This is a genomic window from Rhodoferax ferrireducens T118, assembly GCF_000013605.1.
GTDB classification, from domain to species: domain Bacteria; phylum Pseudomonadota; class Gammaproteobacteria; order Burkholderiales; family Burkholderiaceae_C; genus Rhodoferax; species Rhodoferax ferrireducens.
This window is the reverse complement of the sequence record NC_007908.1, coordinates 3,470,117-3,485,443: the sequence shown is the minus strand read 5'-3', so window position 1 is coordinate 3,485,443 and position 15,327 is coordinate 3,470,117. Positions and strand designations below refer to the sequence as shown.

At 59.5% G+C, this 15,327-nt stretch carries 18 protein-coding genes; 3 read left to right on the top strand and 15 right to left on the bottom strand.

Annotation, left to right across the window (positions count from 1 at the left end; genetic code table 11):
• Nucleotides 1-99: 99 nt before the first annotated feature.
• The 3 genes from rpoZ to RFER_RS15925 all read right to left on the bottom strand — a co-directional run bounded on the left by rpoZ (nt 100) and on the right by RFER_RS15925 (nt 1,647).
• Nucleotides 100-303, bottom strand: coding sequence for a DNA-directed RNA polymerase subunit omega (rpoZ, locus tag RFER_RS15935; RefSeq protein ID WP_011465420.1), 204 nt, complete (start codon nt 301-303; stop codon nt 100-102).
• Nucleotides 304-332: 29 nt separating this feature from the next.
• Nucleotides 333-953 (bottom strand): guanylate kinase, encoded by a 621-nt coding sequence (gene gmk / locus RFER_RS15930; RefSeq protein WP_011465419.1) that lies wholly within the window; start codon nt 951-953, stop codon nt 333-335.
• Between the two features lie 211 nt (nt 954-1,164).
• Nucleotides 1,165-1,647, bottom strand: coding sequence for a cupin domain-containing protein (locus RFER_RS15925; RefSeq protein WP_011465418.1), 483 nt, complete (start codon nt 1,645-1,647; stop codon nt 1,165-1,167).
• 152 nt (nt 1,648-1,799) lie between these two features.
• Between RFER_RS15925 and RFER_RS15920 the strand changes: the two genes are divergently transcribed.
• Nucleotides 1,800-2,249, top strand: a complete 450-nt coding sequence (locus RFER_RS15920; protein ID WP_166485747.1) for a carboxymuconolactone decarboxylase family protein — start codon at nt 1,800-1,802, stop codon at nt 2,247-2,249.
• A 65-nt stretch (nt 2,250-2,314) separates the two neighbouring features.
• The gene (locus tag RFER_RS15915; RefSeq protein ID WP_011465416.1) at nt 2,315-2,878 is read left to right on the top strand and encodes an RNA polymerase sigma factor; all 564 of its coding nucleotides are present in this window, start codon (nt 2,315-2,317) and stop codon (nt 2,876-2,878) included.
• A gap of 34 nt (nt 2,879-2,912) precedes the next feature.
• On the opposite strand, the gene RFER_RS15910 is transcribed toward RFER_RS15915, so the two are convergent.
• From RFER_RS15910 to RFER_RS15895, 4 genes are all read right to left on the bottom strand, one after another.
• Nucleotides 2,913-3,344 (bottom strand): GNAT family N-acetyltransferase, encoded by a 432-nt coding sequence (locus RFER_RS15910; protein WP_011465415.1) that lies wholly within the window; start codon nt 3,342-3,344, stop codon nt 2,913-2,915.
• A 65-nt stretch (nt 3,345-3,409) separates the two neighbouring features.
• Entirely contained in the window at nt 3,410-3,991 is a 582-nt protein-coding gene (locus RFER_RS15905; RefSeq protein WP_011465414.1) for a TIGR00730 family Rossman fold protein, read from the bottom strand.
• A 71-nt stretch (nt 3,992-4,062) separates the two neighbouring features.
• Nucleotides 4,063-4,809 carry an SDR family oxidoreductase gene (locus tag RFER_RS15900; RefSeq protein ID WP_011465413.1) on the bottom strand — a complete coding sequence of 249 codons (747 nt, stop codon included), beginning with the start codon at nt 4,807-4,809 and terminating at the stop codon, nt 4,063-4,065.
• A 191-nt stretch (nt 4,810-5,000) separates the two neighbouring features.
• Nucleotides 5,001-5,594 carry a TetR/AcrR family transcriptional regulator gene (locus RFER_RS15895; RefSeq protein WP_011465412.1) on the bottom strand — a complete coding sequence of 198 codons (594 nt, stop codon included), beginning with the start codon at nt 5,592-5,594 and terminating at the stop codon, nt 5,001-5,003.
• Nucleotides 5,595-5,719: 125 nt separating this feature from the next.
• Here RFER_RS15895 and fabF point away from each other — a divergent pair, with 125 nt between their 5' ends.
• On the top strand, nt 5,720-7,018 hold the full coding sequence (fabF, locus tag RFER_RS15890) for a beta-ketoacyl-ACP synthase II (protein ID WP_011465411.1): 1,299 nt from the start codon (nt 5,720-5,722) through the stop codon (nt 7,016-7,018).
• Between the two features lie 86 nt (nt 7,019-7,104).
• On the opposite strand, the gene RFER_RS15885 is transcribed toward fabF, so the two are convergent.
• The 8 genes from RFER_RS15885 to RFER_RS15850 form a co-directional block, all read right to left on the bottom strand.
• Nucleotides 7,105-7,446: an L-rhamnose mutarotase gene (locus tag RFER_RS15885; RefSeq protein WP_011465410.1), complete on the bottom strand. Its 342-nt coding sequence runs from the start codon at nt 7,444-7,446 to the stop codon at nt 7,105-7,107.
• Nucleotides 7,447-7,494: 48 nt separating this feature from the next.
• Complete coding sequence (locus RFER_RS24950) at nt 7,495-9,093, bottom strand: methyl-accepting chemotaxis protein (RefSeq protein ID WP_011465409.1); 1,599 nt, start codon at nt 9,091-9,093, stop codon at nt 7,495-7,497.
• A 28-nt stretch (nt 9,094-9,121) separates the two neighbouring features.
• A complete protein-coding gene (locus tag RFER_RS15875; RefSeq protein WP_011465408.1) occupies nt 9,122-9,898 on the bottom strand; it encodes an SDR family oxidoreductase in 777 nt (258 codons plus the stop codon).
• A gap of 19 nt (nt 9,899-9,917) precedes the next feature.
• A complete protein-coding gene (locus tag RFER_RS15870) occupies nt 9,918-10,805 on the bottom strand; it encodes an amidohydrolase family protein (RefSeq protein WP_011465407.1) in 888 nt (295 codons plus the stop codon).
• On the bottom strand, nt 10,805-12,088 hold the full coding sequence (locus RFER_RS15865) for an L-fuconate dehydratase (protein WP_011465406.1): 1,284 nt from the start codon (nt 12,086-12,088) through the stop codon (nt 10,805-10,807). The genes RFER_RS15870 and RFER_RS15865 overlap by 1 nt, the downstream gene beginning before the upstream one ends.
• 1 nt (nt 12,089) lies before the next feature.
• On the bottom strand, nt 12,090-12,944 hold the full coding sequence (locus RFER_RS15860; RefSeq protein WP_011465405.1) for a fumarylacetoacetate hydrolase family protein: 855 nt from the start codon (nt 12,942-12,944) through the stop codon (nt 12,090-12,092).
• 195 nt (nt 12,945-13,139) lie between these two features.
• Nucleotides 13,140-14,270: a porin gene (locus RFER_RS15855; protein WP_011465404.1), complete on the bottom strand. Its 1,131-nt coding sequence runs from the start codon at nt 14,268-14,270 to the stop codon at nt 13,140-13,142.
• Between the two features lie 66 nt (nt 14,271-14,336).
• Nucleotides 14,337-15,281: an ABC transporter substrate-binding protein gene (locus RFER_RS15850; protein WP_011465403.1), complete on the bottom strand. Its 945-nt coding sequence runs from the start codon at nt 15,279-15,281 to the stop codon at nt 14,337-14,339.
• Nucleotides 15,282-15,327 lie beyond the last annotated feature (46 nt).

Genomic DNA, 15,327 nt, shown 5'->3' with positions numbered 1-15,327 from the left:
ACGGTACTCACCCCGTGAATATAGCGTGCTGACGGCGTTTTGCCGCGCGCCAATAAAAAAGCACCGCAAACGGTGCTTTTTTGGCCTTGGAAAAAACCCTCAGAGCGGGACTTTTTTCAGCATCTCCAGGCCAATTTTGCCTGCGGCGATCTCGCGCAGGGCGGTGACGGCGGGCTTGTTCTTGCAATCCACTTTGGGCGCATGGCCTTGGCTCAGCATGCGCGCACGGTAGGTCGCTGCCAGCACCAGCTGAAAACGATTGGGGATCTGCTCAAGGCAGTCTTCGACAGTAATACGGGCCATGAAATTCTCCGAAAGACCAAGGGGGTGCACTAGAAAATATGCAGTGCTTTGAACGTTTCAGCCCGAGCGCGACGCTGCGCCGAGAACTTGAGTCGCTGGGAATGAACAATCGCTTTCAGGTCAAAAAGCGCACGATCAAACAATTCGTTGATTATAACGAAGTCAAACTTATGCACTTGCGCCACTTCAATCGCTGCGTTTTTGAGCCGCAGTTCAATGACGTCGGCTGAATCTTCACCACGGCGCTCCAGCCGCGCGCGCAACTCGTCCCAACTCGGCGGCAGGATGAAGATGCTGATGGCATTGGCAAACAGCTTCTTGATCTGCAGCGCGCCCTGGTAATCGATTTCAAGCACCACATCGGCCCCTTGTGCCATGCGCTCTTCAATCGCTCTTTTGGAGGTGCCATAGCGGTGCTGGTGCACCGAAGCCCATTCCACAAATGCATCGGCTTTCACCATGGCGTCGAATTCCTGCTCGGAGACGAAAAAATACTCGCGGCCGTGCTTTTCCTGCCCGCGCGGGGCGCGCGTGGTATGCGAAACCGAGAGTTGAACGTGCGAATCGAGTTCCAGCAACGCTTTCACCAGGCTCGATTTACCAGCCCCACTGGGGGCGGCAACGACAAACAAATTTCCGGGGTAATCCATAAAGTCAGCTTGGCAAGAAAGTTACGAGTCGCGATCTTAGCAGTCGGACTTTGGACTTGACGCTGCGGACGGGTGAGGTCGCCACGGCGAGGGGCTCTGCGCGCAAGTCAGTGGCAAAGGCGGCGGAGGCTGGATTTTCCGCTTCAGGCGCGCTGGCCGCCCGGGGGGGCTAGCGGCCATCTTTTTCATATAGCAATGCAAGGCCTACGCTTCAATACGGTGTTCCATCCTTGTGGGCGTACCGCCATTTCCCGTCGTCCCCCAAGGCGGCTTGCAAGTCGTCATCCGGGTAGGTCGCGGCATCGCCGGCGGTGCGGTCGCCGACTTCGAGATAAAGAACATCCGCGTTTGTGCGGTTCACGACTTTGTGGCCTTTGCCGGTGCCGGCTTTGAAACCCGCGCACATGCCCGGAGCAAGTGGCGTCTCGCCCTGGTCCGTGATGAGCACCGGGTGACCCTCCACGATGTACACGAATTCGTCCTGTCTCGTGTGGGCGTGCCGAAGCGCAGAGCCTGCACCGGGTATGAGACGGGTCAGGTTCACGCCGAAATTGGATAAACCGAAGAGCTCGCCCAGCGGTCGCTTCTCCCGGCCCGCCATGCGCGAGGCAAACGGTTCGGGATAAGTTGAAGGTTTTGTGCGGGGTGCTGCATCCAGGGCAGCGATGGCGATGGGGAATTCAGTGTTTGGCATGGTGACTCCGGAGGGTATTGCCTGGTTTGTAAGCTTAACGAATTCGATGGGGGACAGCGCAGGTGTATCTCTTGCGACCGGTTACCCGTCTAAGTAGGTGGATGAGAAAAAATCGTCCGGAACTTATCAACCGAAACCTATTGGAGAACATCATGCGTGATTTGAGCCCCCGAGACCTTGAACTGGTGGCGCTTGGCGCTGCAATGGGCAGCAATTGCCCGCCCTGCATGGAGTACCACATTCCGCAATCGCGAAAAGCGGGGCTGAGCGATGCTGAAATCCACGCCGCCATCCTGCATGCGGACAAGATTCGCCAAGTCCCGGCCCGCAAGACGCTCCAGACCGCGCTCGCCATGCTGCCCGCGGTCGCGCTTGAAGCCGGCAGCGCGGAGCCCGTGCCAGCATGCGGATGCGCACAGGATGACAATGCACCGAGCGCCGCTGCGTCCAGCAGGGCGCAGCCCGCAGGCGGCATGGCCGCGATGATGTCGAAAATGATGGCCAGCTGCGGCACGCTCGCCCCATCGGCTTGTCATGCGCATCCTTCGGGCGAAGAGGATGCAGGCAAGCCTGCGGCGAATGCTGCAGGCGCATGCTGTTGACATGTGTTTGAAGATGCGCCGCCACAGCGTGATGGGGCGGCGCTGTATCGCCTGGGGAACATGACATGAATGGTGAAGTTGTACAACCCGCGTTTCGCGCTATTGCTGACGATTTGGCGCAGTCGCTGCGGCGCTACCTTGAACGGTATGTCGGAGACCCTGCCGTGGCGCAAGACCTGTCGCAGGAAACGCTGATGCGCATCAACCAGGGGCTGCCATCCTTTGCCGGTCGTTCGTCGATCAAGACCTGGGCTTTTTCCATCGCCAACCGTGTCGCTGCCGATTACCTGCGCCATCCTGATCGGAGGCTGCACATCGTTGAGCTGGACGAAGTCGCCGAACCCATTGACCCGGATCGCGCGCTGGACGAAAAAATGATGTTGGGCGAGATGAACGAATGTATTCGCGCCGTGATCGACAGCCTGCCGGACAGTTACCGTGCCGCGCTCATCCTGCACGATCTCGAGGGACTGTCAGCCGAGCAAACGGCCGAGATTTGCGCTTGTTCCCTGGCGACGGCGAAGATCAGGATTCACCGCGCACGGCTTCGCCTGAAGGAGGCGCTGACGAAACGGTGCGAGTTCTATCGAGACCAGGACAATGTGTTTCGGTGTGATCGCAAGGCGTAGCGCCTCTTGCGGAAGGCGGACAGGCCCAGCCGGTTCAATCCTCGCTGACCAGTCCGGTTGCCAGGGCCTGCGCCGGATTGGCGAAGATGGCCATGGCGGTCGTCATTCGCTTGAAACCCAACTTTCGGTAGAACGGCTCCTTGCCGGGAACCGCATACAGGATGATCTTCTTGTGATCTTTGGAGAGATCCACCAGCGTGGCCACAATTGCCTTGCCCACACGCGTGCCTTGATGGCTCGGGCGCACGGCGACGTCGCAGAGGTAGGCGCAGTCCACGCCGTCGGCCAGTACCCGCCCGGCGCCGATCAGCTTGCCTGAGTCGTAGACAAAACACTTGAACATGCTGGCCGTGAACACGGTCTTCAAACCCGATGAATTCTTGTTGCCAAGCGGGGCGACTCGGTAGAGGTCTGCGAGCTCGTCCCAGTCGATGCCGTCCTGCGTGTAGCGCCATTCGAGTGTCATGGGGATCTCCCTGTAAAACCTGTTGTGCTATTTGGACATCACGAGCCCAGGCACGCGTCAACCCTTCACGTTTCGGCTTTTCCCACCCACTTTTGCACAGTGGGTGCCTGGTAACTGGCGAATCGGTCCAGCAGCACGTCGGGTGTCTGCTCGACGATCAGGATGGCGCGGTGCGGTGGTTTGACGAACTGCTCTGCGACCGCATGATCCAAAAACGTCGTCAGTGCATCGAAGTAGCCCGCCGCGTTCAGCAAGCCGCAGGGTTTGGCATGAATGCCAAGTTGGGCCCAGGTCCAGATTTCGAAAATTTCTTCCAGCGTGCCGATGCCGCCAGGCATGGCGATGAAGCCGTCAGACAGTTCAGCCATCAGGGTTTTGCGCTCATGCATGGACTGCGTGACGTGGAGCTCGGTCAGGCTCTTGTGCGCAACTTCCTTTCGCACCAGTGCCTCCGGGATGACCCCCACGGCCCTGCCGCCGAGCTGCAGCACGGTGTCGGCAATCAGCCCCATGATGCCCACGCTGGCACCGCCATAGACCAGCCCCAGGTTGCGGTCAACCAGCGACTTGGCCAGCGCACGCGCGGCGCTGGAATAGGCCTCTTGTCGCCCAGGGTTGGAGCCGCAATAAACGCAAATATTCTTCATGGTGTTGTTCGATCATGGGTGGGGGCTTGCATTCTGGCAGATGGCCTTGGCTGTGAAGAAACGGCAAAAGTCTACCGCCCACCGGCCACATCGATAGAGGCGCCGGTGGTATACGAGGCATCATCAGACAGCAGCCACAGAACGGCCTTGGCAACCTCTTCGGGATAACCGCCGCGCTTCATCGGCACGCTCGCTTTCACCCGATCCACCCGCTGGGGGTCGCCGCCACTGGCGTGAATGTCGGTGTAGATGATTCCGGGGGACACGGCGTTGACACGGATGCCCTCCGCCGCAACCTCTTTGGCCAAGCCAATGGTCAGGGTGTCAATGGCCGCCTTGGATGCGGCGTAGTCGACATATTCGCCAGGGGCACCAAGGTGCGATGCGCGTGATGACATGTTGACGATGGCGCCGCCCTTGCCGGCGTGCCGGGTCGACATGCGCCGCACCGCTTCGCGTGAACAGATGAAGCTGCCGACCACGTTGGTGGCAAAGATGCGCTGGATGCGTGTGCTGTCCATCTCGTCAACGCGCGCTTGCCGCTCCAGAATCCCGGCGTTGTTGACCAGTGCGGTCAGCGGGCCGAAAGAGGCATCGACGTGCTTGAAAAGCCGGATCACATCTTCCTCGATCGCCACGTCGGCCTGAACGGCCATGGCGATGCCATTTTTTTGCGTGATGGCCGCCACAACCGCCTCGGCCGCAGCCCGATGGTGGAGGTAGCTGATGCAGACCGCGTAGCCCGCCTCGGCGGCAAGGTGGGCAATGGCAGCCCCGATGCCTCGGGAGCCGCCGGTAATGAGGATGATTTTTTTCATGGATCTTGTGGTAAATCGTCAGGCCTGGCGAGGCTGCGCCAGGGCGAGGGCTGGAAATCGTGCTGGTTGACGTTGAGCGATGAACGGCTTGGGCAGCAAAGCATAACGGCTGGATGGTTGCTATATTTTTAATAGCTTATTACGAAGGATTGACGGGGGCTACGGGCAAAAATGATGCATAACGCGTTCGATCAGTCAGCCTCTGGCCAAGCCCGCATCGCCACTTTCACGGCACGACGCAGTTCCTCTCTGGTTGCGCCGCCAGCGGCTTGTACGGCTGCGCCCTGTCCCACCATGGTTAGATAGCGTGCCAAATCGGCGACATCAACGCTGGAGGCCAGCTCGCCTTCGGCCTGAGCGAGAGTCAGACGGTCCCGCACCATGGTTTGCAGCGCTGCCTGGCGCGCCCTCAGTTCGTCCCTGACGGCGGCACTGGCAACACTGCCCACCAGTCCACCGTGAACAGCCAGGCAGCCATGCGGCAAGCCAGGCTGGGTTTGAATGTCCACCAGCGCCAGAAGCATGTGCTCCACACCGGTGCGAGCATCAGGCTCATCCAAATGTTTTCGAGTGAGTTCTCCCTGGCGTTGCCAGTAGCGTTCGAGCGCGCAGCGGAACAATTCTTCCTTGCTGCCGAAAGCGGCATACAGGCTGGGCTTGTTGAGGCCTGTGGCAGCCATCAAGGTGGCCATGGATGTGCCCTCATAACCGTGTTGCCAGAACACATTGACGACCTTGTCCAGCATCTCGTCAGCATCAAATCCTCGTGGGCGTCCCATAGCCATTGCGTTTACTCCTTTTGCTGAAAGCCATTTTCATACCTTTCGGTAGGCAAATGTCTTGACCGCGTGGCTCGGCGCAAATGCGCCATATACTTACCGATCGGTATATAAGTAAAGGAGCTACTCTAATGAACAAACAACGCGTGGTCGTGACTGGCATGGGTTTGGTGACACCGCTGGGCTGTGGTGTCGAGACGGTGTGGCAACGCCTGGCAGCTGGTGCCAGCGGGCTGCGGCGCTTGTCCGATGAATTCTGTCGCGGACTGGACGCGCAGGTGGGTGCCACGGTTCCGTCAGTGCAAGAAGATGCCGAGGCAGGGCTGGACATCGACCGTGTCGTGTCGGGCAAGGACCAGAAGAAAATGGATCGTTTCATCGTTCTCGCACTCGCCGCTGCTGATCAGGCCTTGCAGCAAGCCGGTTGGCAAGCACAGTCACCGCACGCGCGGGAGCGAACAGCCACCATCATTGCTTCGGGCATTGGTGGATTCCCGGCCATTGCGGAGGCGGTGCGCACGACCGACCTGCGTGGCCCGCGTCGACTGTCGCCCTTCACAGTGCCGTCTTTTTTGATCAACTTGGCTGCGGGTCATGTATCCCTGCGGTATGGATTCAAGGGACCGATTGGCGCACCAGTGACGGCTTGTGCCGCCAGTGTGCAAGCGCTGGGTGATGGTGCGCGCCTGATTCGCAGTGGCGAGGCGGACGTGGTGGTTTGTGGCGGCACCGAGGCGGCCATCAACCTGGTCACGCAAGCCGGCTTCGCCGCCGCCCGTGCGCTCTCCACGGGTTACAACGATTGCCCGACACAGGCTTCCCGGCCCTTTGACCGCAATCGCGACGGTTTCATCGTGGGCGAGGGGGCGGGCGTGCTGGTAATCGAATCCTTGGAGCACGCGTTGGCACGCGGGGCTGTGCCATTGGCTGAACTGGTCGGCTACGGCACCAGCGCCGACGCTTACCACATCACCTCCGGCCCGGAGGATGGCAACGGGGCCGCCAGGGCGATGCAGATCGCGCTACGGCAGGCAGGCATCAGTCCGAATCAAGTGCAACATGTGAACGCACACGCCACCTCCACGCAGGTCGGTGATGCAGCCGAGTTGGCAGCGTTCCGCACAGTGTTTGGCGTGCCGGAAGAAAGTGTTGGCTCTCCGGCCAAAGGTCCGGCCATCAGCTCAAGCAAATCGGCGACCGGGCACTTGTTGGGGGCGGCCGGCGCCGTTGAGGCGATCTTCACGGTGATGGCCTTGCGACACCAGGTAGCGCCACCCACTCTGAACTTGCACGAACCCGACCCGCTCAGCAAGGGGATGGACCTGGTCCAACTTTACTCGCGCCCGGTTGAAATGGAATATGCCCTGTCGAACGGATTCGGATTTGGAGGCGTGAACGCCAGCGTCGTGTTCAGGCGCTGGGTGGACTGAGGTGTGTTGACAATGCGTCCTGGTGTGTACGATGACTGGCCAACAGTGCTTTGCTGTAGCGGCGGCGTGCCGCTCCGGCGCGGGCATCAGGCCTGACTTGCCAGGTCAAAAATCCGCTGCATGGCGACCCACTTTTCCCCGGCTGGGGTCCAGGGCGTGGGTACCTGGTAGGTCCACATCAGGGTTTCCCAGCGCACGATGACCGGGTTACTGGCTGAGGCCTGCGCCATGGCCTGAGCATCGTACACAGCAGGGTCAACCTCTATCACCATGAACAAGCGGGTGCCCAGGCGGTAGATTTCCATACCAGTCACACCGTGGCTCAAGAGGTGGTCACGCACTTCGGGCCAAATTTTCTCATGCGCTTTTTCGTAGTCAAAGATGCGCTGGGCATCGTCCACCAAGTCCAGGGCCAGGGCATAACGCATGGGTTGCTTTCGGAGTTTCAAAATAAGGATGAAGGTGCCTGGCCTGCCTCAACGCGCCAAGCGCAAAGCGTTGCCTGCCGCGTCGCCCGCATAGGAGGCGCAGAGCTTGAATTGCTCCACCGTGCCCACCAGATCGTGCGCCTGACTCTGCAGACTGCTGGCAGCCGCTGCCATCTGCTCGACCAAGGCAGCATTTTGTTGGGTGGCCTGGTCCATCTGGGTGACGGCTTCGCCCACTTGGGCGACCCCCGTGCTCTGTTCGGAACTGGCGGCACTGATTTCCGCCACGATGTCGGTGACCCGGCGAATGGCGTTCACCACTTGGGTCATGGTTTCCCCAGCCTGGTCAACCAACTGGTTGCCTTGTTCGACCCGATCCACGCTGACACCAATCAGGCTCTTGATTTCTTTGGCTGCCTCAGCAGAACGCCCAGCCAGCGAGCGCACTTCACTGGCCACCACCGCAAACCCCCGGCCCTGCTCACCGGCGCGGGCGGCCTCCACGGCCGCATTCAGCGCCAGGATATTGGTTTGAAAGGCAATGCCGTCGATCACCCCGATGATGTCGGCAATTTTTCGGGAAGCCTCGTTGATGCCTCTCATGGTCTCCACGACTTTGCCCACGACCTCGCCGCCCTGAATCGCCACGGTTGAGGCGCTCGTGGCCAACTGACTGGCCTGGCGTGCGTTGTCGGCGTTTTGCTTGACGGTGGCGCCGAGTTCTTCCATGGAGGCGGCGGTTTCTTCGAGCGCACTGGCTTGCTGCTCGGTACGGGCACTCAGGTCGTGGTTGCCATGGGCGATTTCCGAACTCGCCGTGGCAACGGACTCCGACCCGTTGCGCACCGCCGTCACCACCTGAGCCAGGTTGACTTGCATGCTTTTCATGGCGGCCATCAGGCTGATGTTGTCGTTGGCCTTGAGGCGAATGTCCTGGGTCAAATCGCCAGCACCAATTTTCAAGGCGACCTTGGCCGCGTCTTTGGGCTCGCCCCCCAGTTGCGACACCAGCAAGCGGACGATTCCCACCGAGACACCGATGGCCAGCGTGATGCCAACCACCGCGACCACCAGCAGTTGCACAAGTGCTGCCTGGTAGAGCTTGGCGCTGTTGTCAAAGGCCAGTTTGTTGGCGCTTTGCTGGTACTGCATACCGTCATCCAGCGCCTTTTGCCAGACATCAATGGCCTCACCCAGCAGTTTCAGGGTCTTGATGGCCTCGGAGTCCCTGTGCGCCTGCACGCTTTCATACATGCTGCCAAGCAGCGGCCCGGCCTTTTGATAGGCATCATCCACTTTCTTCCAAGACTCCATGGAGCCAGCTCCGCCATTGGTTTTGGCCAGCTTGTCACGCACGCTCAGGTAAATTGAGACCTCCTGTTTGAAGACGTTGACCTCTGCCGCGATTTCCTCGTCACTGTTGAGCAGCACGATTTTTCGCACCGACAAGCTGATTCTGGACACCGATTTGTGCAACTCGTGCGCAATGGCGATCTGGGCGTTGTTGGTGTTTTCGATTTCATCCAGATGGGCGCGCATGCGGCGCATCATCTCGGCATTGATGGCGCTGGACAGCAGGTACACCACGACCAGCAAGCCAAAGCCGGCGTACAGAATTTGGGAGATCTTCAGATTGGCAAGTTTCATGATGCGGGTCTCCCGGGCAGCGCAAACGTTAGGACAGGGCCCGGTCCAAGTGGGTGTAGCCACCATCCACAAAAATCCATTGCCCGGTGGTGTGGGACGAGGCATCAGACAACAGGAAAACGCACATGCGCGCGATTTCTTCCGAGGTGGTCATGCGGTGGCCCAAGGGGATTTTTTGGGTGATGCTGGACAGTTTTTCTTGCGCGTCGTCAAAGCTGTTGATCCAGCGCGCGTACAGAGGCGTCATCACCTCCGCCGGTATCACCGCATTCACCCGCACGCCATCACCCAGCAGCGCCGCCGCCCACTCACGGGTCAGCGACAGCTGCGCCCCCTTGGAGGCGCAATAGCCGCTGGTGTTGCCCTGGCCGGTGACAGCGGTCTTGGACGACACGTTGACGATGGCGCCCTTGCTGGCTTTGAGGTGCGGCACGCAGTAGTGCGCCATCACGTAGTAGTGAATCAGGTTGCGCTCCAGTGAGCCCACAAAGGCATCACGCCCGGCGTCCAGGCCAACGTTGTCGTTGATGCCGGCGTTGTTCACCAGGCCGTCCACGCGGCCCAGGTCGCGCACCACCTGCTCAACCGCAGCACGGCAGGCCGCATCATCCGACAGCTCGACCTGAATGAAGAGTTGCCTGGCGGCAAGCGCCAGCAATTGCTGGGCGAACTCCGCCGGCATCGGGCTTTTGCCCAGGATGACGGGAATCGCCCCCTCTTGCGCCAGCGTCAGCGAGATGGCCGCACCAATGCCGCTGGCACCTCCAGTGACGATGACCACCTTGTCTTTCAAATGCAAATCCATGGGTTTCCTCGGTTGGTGTTTAGTCTGTCACTGTTGGCAATTTGAGGCCGTAACAACGCAAGGCGTTGCCACTCCAAAAGGCTTCCTGCCCGGAGGGCGTCAGCGCTGTTTTCGCCCAGGTCTGGGCCAGTCCATGCACCGCATCGTACGGTGAGGAAAGTTGGCACACCGGCCAGTCCGAGCCATACATCAGGCGCTCGGGGCCGAAAGCGTCCAGCGCCTGATCAAAGCAGGCCCAGATATTTTGGGCATCGGCCAGGGACAGGCCCTGACCGTGATTCCAGTGCGTCTCGGTCACCAGTCCCGAGAGTTTGCACATCACATGGGGCAGGGCGGCCAGTTTGCTTAAGCTGTCGGCCCACGGGCGGGACTGTTCGCGCTTGGGGCCCCAGTCACGCAAGGCCGGTTTTCCCACATGGTCCAGCACCAGCCAATGCGCGTCGTGCCGGGCGCAAAACTCGATGACCGTGGGTAACTGGTGTTCAAACACCAGCACGTCGTAGACCAGTTGGCGCTGTTGCAGCAGTTGCATGCCGTGGTTGACCGCCGCGGCATTGACCCAGGCCGCCACGTCCGCCTCGTCTTGCAGGATATGGCGCAGGCCCTTGAATGCAGCGTGCTCACACCATGGCTCCAAACGGTGTTTCAGGTCCGCTGCGCCCAGGTCGGCCCAACCCACCACACCCACCACTTCGGGGTGTGTATCGGCCAGATGCAGCAAAAAGTCGGTTTCCTCAGGCAGGGTGCGCGCCTGCACCGCCACCACGCCGTCCACCCCCGCCGCGCGCCTGGCCGCCTCGCAATCCGCAGGCAGACAGTCGCGCTGCAACTGCGGCATGCTGTCGCTGATCCACGGAAAGTCCTGCGCGTGGTAATGCCAGTAGTGCTGGTGGGTGTCGATTTTCATCACGCCTTGGCTTTGAACTCGTAGTGTTTCAGGGACTCAGGCTTCATCTCGATGGAAAAGCCCGCCGCCTGGGGTGGCATGTAGGCTGCATCACGAATGACGCAGGGGTTCAAAAAGTGCTCATGCAGGTGGTCCACAAACTCGATCACACGGCCCTCACGGGTGCCGGCAATACACAGGTAGTCGATCATGGACAGGTGCTGCACGTATTCGCACAGTCCGACACCACCGGCATGCGGGCAGACCGGCAAGTTGTACTTGGCCGCCATCAGCATCACGGCCAGTATTTCATTCACGCCGCCCAGGCGGCAGGAGTCGATTTGCACCACATCAATCGCGCCGCGCATGATGAGCTGCTTGAAGATGATGCGGTTCTGGCACATCTCGCCCGTCGCCACTTTGACCGGGTACACACCTTCGCGGATCACGCGGTGGCCTTCAATGTCGTCCGGGCTGGTCGGCTCCTCGATGAACCAGGGTTTGGCAAAGGCCAGTTCGCGCACCCATTGCACCGCCTGATTCACCTCCCACACCTGGTTGGCGTCGATCATCAATTGGCGATCTGGCCCGAGCACCTCGCGGGCGATACGCAGGCGGCGAATGTCGTCGGCCTTGTCGCGGCCCACCTTGAGCTTGATGTGGTTGAAGCCCGCATCGGTGGCTTCTTGGCACAGGCGGCGCAGTTTGTCGTCGTCGTAGCCCAGCCAGCCGGCGGAGGTGGTGTAGCAGGGGTAGCCCTCGCGCTCCAGTGCAGTCCAGCGCTCTCTTTTGCCAACCGCCCGCTCTTTCAGCAAGGCCAAGGCTTCTTCGGGCGTGATGCAGTCGGTGATGTAGCGGAAGTCGATGAGCCTGACGATTTCTTCGGGGCTCATGCGCGACACCAGCTTCCACACCGGAACACATTCCTGTTTGGCCCACAAGTCCCACACGGCGTTGACCACCGCGCCTGTGGCCAGGTGGATGGCCCCCTTGTCCGGGCCAATCCAGCGCAACTGGCTGTCCGAGGTGATGTGGCGCCAGAAGCGCCCCATGTCCTCGGCCACCCAGGCCATGTCCAGGCCCACCACCAGATGGCGCATGGCCTCGATGGCAGCGCAGCAAATCTCGTTGCCGCGCCCGATGGTGAAGGTCAGACCATGGCCTTCCAGACCGGGCTGGTCGGTTTCCAGAATCACATAGGCCGCGGAGTAGTCCGGGTCCGGGTTCATGGCATCCGACCCATCCAGATGCTGGGACGTGGGGAAGCGCACGTCGATGACGCGCATGTTGATGATTTTGCTCATGTCAGGCTTGTACTGTCGTTTGTGTTTGGTGCCCCAAGCCTTCAATGCCCAGGTGCATGGTTTGTCCGGCGCGCAGGTAAACCGGCGGCTTTTGCCCCAGCCCGACACCGGGTGGGGTGCCGGTGGAAATGATGTCGCCGGGCTGCAGGCTCATGAAGCGGCTCAGGTAGGAAATCAGGAACTTGACCCCGTACACCATGGTCGATGTGCTGCCGTCTTGATAACGCTTGCCGTCCACCTCCAGCCACAGCTTCAGGGCTTGCGGGTCAGGCACTTCATCGGCGGTGACCAGCCAGGGGCCGGTGGGGCCAAAGGTGTCGCAACCCTTGCCCTTGTCCCAGGTGCCACTGCGATCGAGCTGGAATTCGCGTTCCGACACATCGTTGACCACGCAGTAGCCCGCCACGTGCGACAAGGCATCAGCTTCCTCAATGTAGCGGCCACCTTGGCCGATAACCACACCGAGCTCCACTTCCCAGTCGGTCTTCACCGAGCCACGGGGAATCTCCACCGCATCGTCAGGCCCGACGATGGCGCTGGTCCATTTGTTGAATACCACCGGTTCTGGCGGCACCTGCATGCCGCTCTCGGCCGCGTGGTCAGAGTAATTCAGGCCGATGCAAATGAACTTGCCCACCTTGCCCACGCAGGCTCCCAGGCGCAAGTCTTTTTGCGGTGTGCCTGCCACCAGGGGCAAGCTCTCCATGTTCACGCCACGCAAACGCGCCAGGCTCTCGGGCAGCAGGACCGCGCCCGCCACATCGGTAATCACCCCTGAGAGGTCGCGCACGCGCCCCTGGGCATCCAATACACCGGGTTTTTCCTGACCTGGCAATCCGTAGCGTAGTAATTTCATCTCTTGTCCTCAAAGTTAAACAAAATGGGGTGAACCCACATCTTTCCAGTACCTACAGTGTGTCTTCTTACCGTATGAACCAGCTGCCAGGACCAGCACGGATCCTGGCAGCTTCCATACCGCCCCTGCGCCAGAGATCCTTCGGGCAACTGGCTGGCGCGGGTGCGGATTTGCACTGCTCAATGCAGTCCCGGTTCAGAATACGTAGATGAAGCCCGCATTGATCCCGTGCTGTGTTGCTCCGGGCGCTGGAGCATCCTGCCAGTAGCCGACAGCAGGGAAGGCAGCGTTTTTGTTGTTGTCCATGAGCGCTGCGCTTGCCCATAAGGACAAAGCATCATTGACCTTATGGTCCCAACCGACCGTGTACAAATTCGCCTTTGCATTTGTCACGTCAGTCTTGGCAGTAAATAGACCCACTCGGACGAGGTTATCGGGGTTGAGCTGATAGTTGACACCGACCCAACTATGGTCCATTGCAGTGTCCGTGCCCGAAGCAGCATCGGACGCAGAGATCCGGTTGTAGGCGGCAAACAAGGTCGTCGATTGAATCTTGTAAGTTGCACCGACGATGTATTCACTTGATGCATTGAACAAATCAGACAATTTTCCGTTTGCGTCGCGTGTCTCATCGTAGATCGCCCGGACATTCAGGTTTGCGTGTGTGTAACTCAAGGAGGCAGCCAGGCTGCGACCTGCGGAATTGTTACCTGCCTGCCCGCCCAAGGAAAGCTGCAGACCTGCCTCGAAGCCGCTCAGGTTCGGGCTGCGGTAACCCACGGTGTTATTCCATGTACCCCAGTTATGCCCTTTGGACAACGAGTCCACCCCGGACCAGTTCATCCCCATCGGGTCCAGAGACCACGCGTCGTTGCTGTAGGCCAGTGAACGCCCAAATTCGATAGTTCCCATGGTATTGCTCTTAATGCCAACAGTTGCAAAGCGGCTAAAGAGATTGCCTGCATTGCTGTTACCGTTCGCTGCACTAAACCCGGTTTCCAATTTGATTTGCCCTTGGATGCCGGGTGCAATTTCTTTGGAACCGTTCAGGCCGAGCAAACTGGTCCCCCATTCATTGCTTGCTGCGCGAAAGACGCTGTCGCCGGCTGCGCCAATGTTGTCGACATAGGACACACCACTTGCGACACGGCCGTAAATCGAAAGATTTGCATTCGGAACATTGATGGCGATTTCTGCGTGCGAGCTTGCACAAAAAGTTGTGAGGAGAAGTCCGAGGCCAGTTGCATAGACGCTGTGTTTACGGGTCAGGCACAAGATTCGTGTATCTTGAGACGTTGGTGCTTGTTTGCTAGATGTCGAGTTCATTTTCAAAATTTCTTGGTGTAAGGAATGGACGTATTTTTCTGTAATGTTGGCGCTAAATCGCTTGGATCAATCGTAAAGAACGGCCGCAATCTTGGCGTCCTTCATGTTCGACTTGTCGTAGTAGTAGAAGCCGGTGTCGATGATCTTGGGCAACTTCTCGCCCTTGAGTGCCTTCACAGCTGCTTCCACGGTTTTGTAACCAATGCCAACCGGGTTTTGGGTGATCGCGCCCGCAATCGTGCCGTCGTTGATCATGTCCTTTTGGGCTTTGCCGGAGTCAAAACCAATGATGACCACACCGGTTTTCTTGGCTTCTTTCAAGCCCTTGCCGGCGCCAATGGCAGAACCCTCGTTGGTGCCGAAGATGCCTTTGAGCTTGGGGTGGGCTTGCATCAGGGTCTTGGCAATTTCAGCTGACTTGAGGTGGTCGCCACCGCCGTACTGAATGTCCACCACCTTGATCTTGGGGTACTTGGCCTTGATCTGATTCACAAAACCATCGCGGCGGCCGGTGCCGGTGGTGCTGGTCTGGTCGTGCCCAATCACAGCCACTTCACCTTCGCCGCCAATTTTTTCAGCCATTTTGTCGGCGGCCAATGCGGCGGCTGCCTTGCTGTCGGTTTGTGCGGTGGTCAGCACAATGTCGCTGTCCACGCCGGAGTCAAACGCAATCACCGGGATGTGGGCGGCCTGGGCTTTTTTCAGCAGCGGAATAGCCGCCTTGCTGTCGAGCGCTGCAAAGCCAATGGCGGCGGGCTTTTTAGCCAAGGCAGCAGACAGCATGTCGATTTGCTTGTCCACTTGCTGCTCGGTCTCGGGGCCTTCAAACGTGACCTTGACCTTGAAGTCTTTGCCGGCCTGGTCAGCGCCTTGTTTCACTGCTTGCCAGAACTGGTGCTGAAAGCCTTTGGAGATCAGCGGAATGTAGACATCTTGGGCGGATGCGATGCTGGCAAAACCTGCCAGGGCCAGGCTGGCGGTCAAAGCCAGCAGTTTTCTTTTTGCGTTCATGGTTTGTCTCTTGAAAAAATATCGATATAAATATGAGTGAGAAATC

Excerpts from the sequence above, each read along its gene's own strand:
- RFER_RS15875 (WP_011465408.1), bottom strand. The coding sequence starts at position 9,898 with ATGGATTTGCATTTGAAAGACAAGGTGGTCATCGTCACTGGAGGTGCC.
- RFER_RS15865 (WP_011465406.1), bottom strand. The coding sequence starts at position 12,088 with ATGAGCAAAATCATCAACATGCGCGTCATCGACGTGCGCTTCCCCACG.
- RFER_RS24950 (WP_011465409.1), bottom strand. The coding sequence starts at position 9,093 with ATGAAACTTGCCAATCTGAAGATCTCCCAAATTCTGTACGCCGGCTTT.
- RFER_RS15910 (WP_011465415.1), bottom strand. The coding sequence starts at position 3,344 with ATGACACTCGAATGGCGCTACACGCAGGACGGCATCGACTGGGACGAG.
- RFER_RS15905 (WP_011465414.1), bottom strand. The coding sequence starts at position 3,991 with ATGAAGAATATTTGCGTTTATTGCGGCTCCAACCCTGGGCGACAAGAG.
- RFER_RS15855 (WP_011465404.1), bottom strand. The coding sequence starts at position 14,270 with ATGAACTCGACATCTAGCAAACAAGCACCAACGTCTCAAGATACACGA.
- RFER_RS15895 (WP_011465412.1), bottom strand. The coding sequence starts at position 5,594 with ATGGCTATGGGACGCCCACGAGGATTTGATGCTGACGAGATGCTGGAC.
- RFER_RS15900 (WP_011465413.1), bottom strand. The coding sequence starts at position 4,809 with ATGAAAAAAATCATCCTCATTACCGGCGGCTCCCGAGGCATCGGGGCT.
- fabF (WP_011465411.1), top strand. The coding sequence starts at position 5,720 with ATGAACAAACAACGCGTGGTCGTGACTGGCATGGGTTTGGTGACACCG.
- RFER_RS15885 (WP_011465410.1), bottom strand. The coding sequence starts at position 7,446 with ATGCGTTATGCCCTGGCCCTGGACTTGGTGGACGATGCCCAGCGCATC.
- gmk (WP_011465419.1), bottom strand. The coding sequence starts at position 953 with ATGGATTACCCCGGAAATTTGTTTGTCGTTGCCGCCCCCAGTGGGGCT.
- RFER_RS15925 (WP_011465418.1), bottom strand. The coding sequence starts at position 1,647 with ATGCCAAACACTGAATTCCCCATCGCCATCGCTGCCCTGGATGCAGCA.
- RFER_RS15860 (WP_011465405.1), bottom strand. The coding sequence starts at position 12,944 with ATGAAATTACTACGCTACGGATTGCCAGGTCAGGAAAAACCCGGTGTA.
- rpoZ (WP_011465420.1), bottom strand. The coding sequence starts at position 303 with ATGGCCCGTATTACTGTCGAAGACTGCCTTGAGCAGATCCCCAATCGT.
- RFER_RS15920 (WP_166485747.1), top strand. The coding sequence starts at position 1,800 with ATGCGTGATTTGAGCCCCCGAGACCTTGAACTGGTGGCGCTTGGCGCT.
- RFER_RS15915 (WP_011465416.1), top strand. The coding sequence starts at position 2,315 with ATGAATGGTGAAGTTGTACAACCCGCGTTTCGCGCTATTGCTGACGAT.
- RFER_RS15870 (WP_011465407.1), bottom strand. The coding sequence starts at position 10,805 with ATGAAAATCGACACCCACCAGCACTACTGGCATTACCACGCGCAGGAC.
- RFER_RS15850 (WP_011465403.1), bottom strand. The coding sequence starts at position 15,281 with ATGAACGCAAAAAGAAAACTGCTGGCTTTGACCGCCAGCCTGGCCCTG.